This window comes from Streptomyces ossamyceticus, from assembly GCF_001418475.1.
Taxonomy (GTDB): Bacteria; Actinomycetota; Actinomycetes; order Streptomycetales; family Streptomycetaceae; genus Streptomyces; species Streptomyces ossamyceticus.
This window is the reverse complement of record NZ_LIQX01000496.1, coordinates 1-5,685: the sequence shown is the minus strand read 5'-3', so window position 1 is coordinate 5,685 and position 5,685 is coordinate 1. Positions and strand designations below refer to the sequence as shown.

The window sequence follows — 5,685 nt, the reverse complement described above, 5'->3', positions numbered from 1 at the left end:
CCCGAGCCCTCCCCGGGCAACGGCCTGCTCGTCACCGAACTGCCGGTGCCCCGGCGCCCCAGGTCGGCCCCGTACACCGTGAACGACCAGCTCATGGTCACCACGGCCCTGATGCTGGCCCACTGGAACCGGGAGCACGGCGCCCGCCCGCGCCCGTTCCGGATCACCATGCCCGTGGACGACCGGCCCCGTGACACCCGCATGCCCATCGGCAACGGCACCCGTCTGGTCGACGTCGCCTTCCTCCCGGAGGAGGTGGACCAGCGCCGCACGCCCACCGCCGTCCTGCTGCGCCGCACGGCCGACCGCACCCGTGCGCTGAAGTCGCTCACCCGACCCCAACTGGGCCACGGCGCCTCGCTCCTGACCGCGCCCGTCGTCCCCGTCTCCTGGCGGGCGGCCCTCACCCGGGGCCTGCGCCGGGCGGCGGCCCCCTGGACGTCGACGACCCTGCTCAGCAACATCGGGCGCATCCCGTACTCCCTGGACTTCGGTCAGGAGGCCGGCCGGGCGCACGCCGTGTGGTTCTCGGCGCCCGCCCGCATGCCGCGCGGCCTCACCGTCACGACCGCCTCCACTGCGGGCCGTCTCCACCTGGCCCTGCGCTGGTCCCGTGCCCTGCTCGGCCACGGCGACGGCGCCCACCTCCGCGACCTCTTCGAGCACTACCTGCACGCGACGGAAGAGGACACCCCCTGATGTCCACGAAGACACCGAGGACGACGACACCGAGGACGACGACTCCGACGGATCCGACGGACACGGCCGACGCCACGGACCGGGCAGGCGGCGCGGACCCGACCACCGGCACCACGACCGACAGCACCACGACCACCGGCACCGCAACCGACGGCACCAGGACCACCGCGGACCGCCCCGGCCTGCGGGACTTCTACGAGGACCCGGCCGTTCCCGTCGCCTCCGGCAGCCCCCGCAGTCTCCGCCAGGCCCGGATGCTCGCCGAGGCGCTCGGCCCGGCCGCCCACGGTGCCCGCACGATCCTCGACATCGGCTGCGGCGACGGCACCGCCGCCGCCACCGCCGCGCCCCTCCTGCCCGGCCACCGCCTCATCGGCGTCGACTGGTCCCAGGACGCCCTCCGCCGCGCCCGCACCCGTATGCCGTACGCCGTGCGCGGCGAACTCACCGACGGGGGGCTGCCGTTCCGGGCCGAGTCCGCCGACGCCGTGCTGTTCAGCGAGGTGATCGAGCACCTCGTCGACCCGGACGCGGCGCTCGACGAGATCCGCCGTGTGCTGCGCCCCGGCGGCCATCTGATGCTCTCCACCCCGAACCTCGCCGCCTGGTACAACCGGGCCCTGCTGCTCGCGGGCGTACAGCCGGTGTTCTCCGAGGTCAGCCTGCGCGGCATCCACGGCCGGCCGGGCACGGAGGTCGTGGGCCATCTGCGGCTCTACACGGCCCGCGCGCTCAGGGAGTTCGCGGCCGCGTCGGGCTTCGAGGTCGTACGGCTGCGGGGCGCGCCCTTCCACGGCGTACCGCGGCCGATGCGCCCCCTGGACCGGCTGGTGTGCGCGGCCCCGTCGGCCGCGTCGATCCTGCTGCTGCACGCGCGCAGGCCGTCGACGCGGGGCGCGTGACCATGTGGTGGGGGGTGGCCGCGGCCCTGCTGGCGAACGCGCTGTACAGCACCGGGTTCGTGCTGGAGAAGCGGGCGCTCGGCACACTGCCCCAGGTGTCGGTGCGGCAGCCGCTGAGACTGCTGCGACTGGTCCTCGGCAGCCCCTTGTGGATCGGGGGTTCGCTGTCGCTGGCCGCCGGGTTCGCGGCGCAGCTCGCCGTGTACCGGACGCTGCCGATCGCCGCCGCCCAGGGCATCTTCGTCTCCGGGCTGGTGCTGCTGGTGCTGCTGTCGGCGCGGCTGCTCGGGGAGGAGACGACGGGCCGGGAGCGGTACGCGCTGGGCGCCATCCTCGCCGCGCTGCTGATGGTGGTGCTGTCGCTGGACGAGGGCTCCGACACGGTCAGCCGCGACGCGCCGTACGCGCTGGTCCTCACCATCTGCCTGCCGTCGCTGGCGCTGGGCGTGTGGCTGTACCGGTCCGCTGAGCGGCGCGCCCGGCACCGGCACCGGCTGCCGACCACGGGCGTCGAGTACGGGGTGGCCGTGGGCCTGCTGTACGGCGTCAGCTCCCTCGCGATCAAGGGGGTGTCGAGCCGTCTCACCGTCGGCGGGATCGGGGACGCGGTGGTCGCCGTGCTGCGCTCCCCGTACCCGTATCTGCTGCTGTTCACCGGCGCGTTCGGTCTGGTCATGTCGCAGGCGGCGCTCCAGCGCTGCCGGGCCTCGCTGATCGTGCCGGTGTGCACGACGGTGACCAGCCTGTTCACGGCCGTGCTCGGCACGCTGTCGTTCGGCGAGTCGCTGCCGGACGATCCGGTGCGGCTGGCGCTGCGGCTGTCCGGCACGGTGCTGGCGGTCGGTGTCCTGCTGAGCATGCCCAAGCACGACGCGCCGCCGTCGGCGCCACAACCCCCCGCCCCCGCCAAGGAGTTGACGCCGCCATGAACCCCGACGACCCGTTGCTGCAGATCCTGGCGTGCCCGCTCGACAAGGGCCCGCTGCATCTGGTCGTGCCCGAGGAGGGACCGGACGAGGCGTCCCGGGCACCGGAGTCGCTCTACAACCCGCGGCTGCACCGCCGGTACCCGATCGTCGACGGCATCCCGCAACTGCTGCCGTCCTCGGGCGAGCAGGTCACGCAGGACGAACACGAGGAACTGCTGAGGAGGATGTGTTCATGACCACGCTCGCCGCCCGGCTGGCTCCGCTGCTGCCCGACCGGGCGGTCGCCGCGACCGCCCGGTTCGTCTATCCCCGGTTCGAGCCCGAGCTGACCCGCCTCGACGAACTGTGCCCGCCCGGCTGCGGCACGGCCGTCGACGTCGGGGGCTGGTACGGCCCGTGGACGCACCGGCTCGCCCGGCGGGCCGCGCGGGTGGTGACCGTCGAGCCGGTGCCCCGGCTGGCCCGGCTGCTCGTCGCGGGCGCCCCCGGCAACGTCCGGGTCGTCCAGGCCGCCGCCTCCGACCGGCCGGGCACCGCCCGGCTGTGGCTGCCGCCCGGCGACGACGGCGGGCGGGGCGTGTCGTCGCTGGTCCGCCGGGACATCCACGCCCGCGCCCTCGACGTCCCGTGCGTCACCCTCGACGGACTCGGTCTGAGCGAGGTCGGCTTCGTCAAGATCGATGTGGACGGCAACGAACTCGCCGTGCTGCGCGGCGCCTCCGCGACCCTCGCCCGTGACCGCCCGGCCCTCTTCATCGAGCTGGAGTCCCGTATCCAGCCGATCGCCCCGGTCGTCGACCTCCTCACCGGCCTCGGCTACACCGGCTGGGTGCTGCCCGCCGGGACGTGGCACCGGCTGAACCCGGCCGTGCTGGAGGCCCACCAGGCGCGCACGTCGTACGTGGCGTCGCACGGTCTGCTGCGCCGGGTCCTGCCGTTCGGGGGGCCGCGGTACGTGAACTCGGTGCTGTTCCTGCCGGACGGGCGCCGACCGGGCGGGGGGACGGTGGGGGACCATGGCTCCCATGCCCTCCGCGAAACGCCCCGGTAGCCCCTCGGGTCCGTTCACCCCGCTCGACTTCCAGCTCGTGCTGCTGCGGCGCATGGCCGACCACAATCCCTCACTCGTGGAGGAGGCGCGGCGGGAGCTGGGGGTGTCGATCGCGGAGATGCGCGAGGCGAACAGGCGGTGGCAGGCGATGGTCCGCTCGCCCCGGGCGCGGGGCGCCGCCGCACGCTACCGGTCCGTGCTGGGCGCGCCGGAGTCCGTGGCGCCGCGCCGCATCGGCGACCTGGACTGCGAGGCCCGGCTGTGGCCGGTGCCGCTGTGGCCGGACCTCCGCTTCGAGGTGCTGGTCGGTCCGGACGGGGCGGTCTGGAACGAGTGGCTCGTCCGGGCGCCGGGGGCCGCCGTCCCCGCCCCGGCCACGCTGGAGGACCTGACCCCGTGGTCGTGCACGGTCGACGAGGTGGCCCGCGCGTTCGCCCCGGCCCGGCCGCTGGAGGGGTCGGCGCCGACCCGCTGGGGGCTGGCGTTCGCCGCGCCGGACGCGCGCGGCACGCGACGGGAGGTCGTCGCCGAGTTCACGTGGGGGCTGTTGCAGCGGGTGAGTGCCCGGTAGGGCCTGCCGCCGGCTCGGGTCAGGTGTCGGCGGGTCGGCGGTCGGCGGTCGGCGGTTGGCTGAAGGCTGTCGGCCCCTCGAGGGCCTGTGGCGCGGGTCCGGGTCGCGGTCACGAGTGGGGGACGTGACCGTTCATCCTTGCCTCCCATTCGCTCGCCGCCGGACCCAAGTCGGCCAGTCGCGATCATCCCCTCAACGGCGGCCCGCGAGGGCTTAGCCTCCGCGCAGAGTCCCGTACCGCCAGGGAGGCGCCCCGATGTCGTCCGAACGTTCCGCGGAGCGTCGCACTGTGTCCGTCGACGGGCTGCGGCTGGGGGATCACGCGTGCATGGCGACGGCGGACGTGGCCGGGGAGTCTCCGTGGAAGGTGTTCACCGCGTACACGCGGACCAGTCTGGCGCGCCGGGAGAAGGTGCTGCTGGTACTGGACCCGGACGACCTGACGGACGACGAGGTGGTCACGCTGCTGGACGGGGGCAGTGGCTGGGCGGTGGCGGCGCGGGACCGCGGGCAGCTGGCGGTGAAGCGGAACACGGAGATCTACGTCCCCGACGGCCGCTTCGAGGAGAAGCGCACGATCGACGCGTACGGCACCGAGGTCGGCCGGTCCCACGCGGAGGGCTGGTCGGGGCTGCGGATCGCGGCCGACATGAGCTGGGCACCCCGCGTCCGTCTCGACCCGGAGCGGCTGCTGGACTACGAAGCGTCCGTGGCGCCGCTGTTCGCGGACCCGTTGTTCACCGCGATCTGCTGGTACGACCGGCGGCGCTTCGGTGACGAGCTGACGGCCAGGGTCGCGGAGGTACATCCGGTGCGGGTGGTGGAGCTGCTCGACTCTCCGACGGTGACCGGGGTCCCGGAGGGCGGCCGGATCGCCGGCGGCGCGGAGCCGGGCACGGGCCCGGAGTTCGTGGAGGCCCTGCGTGAGGCGCTGGGCCACCGGAACGACTCGGGGCCCGGCCATTTCGTCCTCGATCTGCGGGACCTGTGCTTCATGGAGGCGCACTGCGCCTGGCAGCTGATCAGTCTCGCCGCGTCCCTGCCGCCCGGCAGCACGGTGACCGTGCGCTGCGGGGAGCTGCTCGCGCTGGTTCTGGAGCAACTGGGCGCGGCGGAGGTGCCGCAGCTGGTGGTCAGGGTGGAGGACGAGGCGGCGGCCGCCGGGTGAGCCTTGGGGGGCAGACGAGACTTTGCGACACGGCCTAGGACGACGAGCGCGCGCTGAACCAGGCCGCCACCTGGCTGCGGTTGCGGAACCCCAGCTTGACCAGGATCCGTTCGACGTGGCCCTCGGCGGTGCGGCGGGCGATGACGAGATGGTCGGCGATCTGCTTGTTGGTGCGGCCCTGGGCGACGAGGGCGGCGACCTGGAGCTCCCGCCGGGTGAGCGGCACGGGCTCGGCGGGGGCCCTGGTGGTCACGGCGGTGTCGGGGGCACGGCTCCCGGCCGGCGTCCGGGCGTCGCGTAAGCCGGGTGCGGGCCTTGCGACCGCGGCGGGGGCGGGCCCCGAGGCGGTCGCAAGGCCCGCACCC

General features: G+C 74.6%; 7 protein-coding genes and 1 pseudogene. 7 read left to right on the top strand and 1 reads right to left on the bottom strand.

The genetic code is table 11. From position 1 onward, the window contains the following. The 7 genes and pseudogenes from AOK15_RS30830 to AOK15_RS30800 all read left to right on the top strand — a co-directional run. Window positions 1-699, top strand: a pseudogene (locus tag AOK15_RS30830) (condensation protein); the annotation flags it as partial. Then, window positions 699-1,601 carry a class I SAM-dependent methyltransferase gene (locus AOK15_RS30825; protein WP_240508678.1) on the top strand — a complete coding sequence of 301 codons (903 nt, stop codon included), beginning with the start codon at window positions 699-701 and terminating at the stop codon, window positions 1,599-1,601. The pseudogene AOK15_RS30830 and the gene AOK15_RS30825, both read left to right, overlap by 1 nt. Window positions 1,602-1,615: 14 nt before the next feature. Then, complete coding sequence (locus AOK15_RS30820; protein WP_055521624.1) at window positions 1,616-2,530, top strand: hypothetical protein; 915 nt, start codon at window positions 1,616-1,618, stop codon at window positions 2,528-2,530. After that, window positions 2,527-2,766: a Trm112 family protein gene (locus AOK15_RS30815; RefSeq protein ID WP_055521623.1), complete on the top strand. Its 240-nt coding sequence runs from the start codon at window positions 2,527-2,529 to the stop codon at window positions 2,764-2,766. The genes AOK15_RS30820 and AOK15_RS30815 overlap by 4 nt, the downstream gene beginning before the upstream one ends. Continuing rightward, window positions 2,763-3,581 (top strand): FkbM family methyltransferase, encoded by an 819-nt coding sequence (locus AOK15_RS30810; RefSeq protein ID WP_055521622.1) that lies wholly within the window; start codon window positions 2,763-2,765, stop codon window positions 3,579-3,581. The genes AOK15_RS30815 and AOK15_RS30810 overlap by 4 nt, the downstream gene beginning before the upstream one ends. Next, window positions 3,547-4,152, top strand: coding sequence for a hypothetical protein (locus AOK15_RS30805; protein ID WP_055521621.1), 606 nt, complete (start codon window positions 3,547-3,549; stop codon window positions 4,150-4,152). Before AOK15_RS30810 ends, AOK15_RS30805 begins: the two co-directional genes overlap by 35 nt. Before the next feature lie 256 nt (window positions 4,153-4,408). Beyond that, window positions 4,409-5,320 (top strand): MEDS domain-containing protein, encoded by a 912-nt coding sequence (locus AOK15_RS30800; RefSeq protein WP_055521620.1) that lies wholly within the window; start codon window positions 4,409-4,411, stop codon window positions 5,318-5,320. Window positions 5,321-5,354: 34 nt separating this feature from the next. Here AOK15_RS30800 and AOK15_RS47520 read toward each other — a convergent pair. Continuing rightward, window positions 5,355-5,685: helix-turn-helix domain-containing protein (locus AOK15_RS47520; RefSeq protein WP_240508677.1), on the bottom strand; the 331-nt coding region annotated here is incomplete at its 5' end.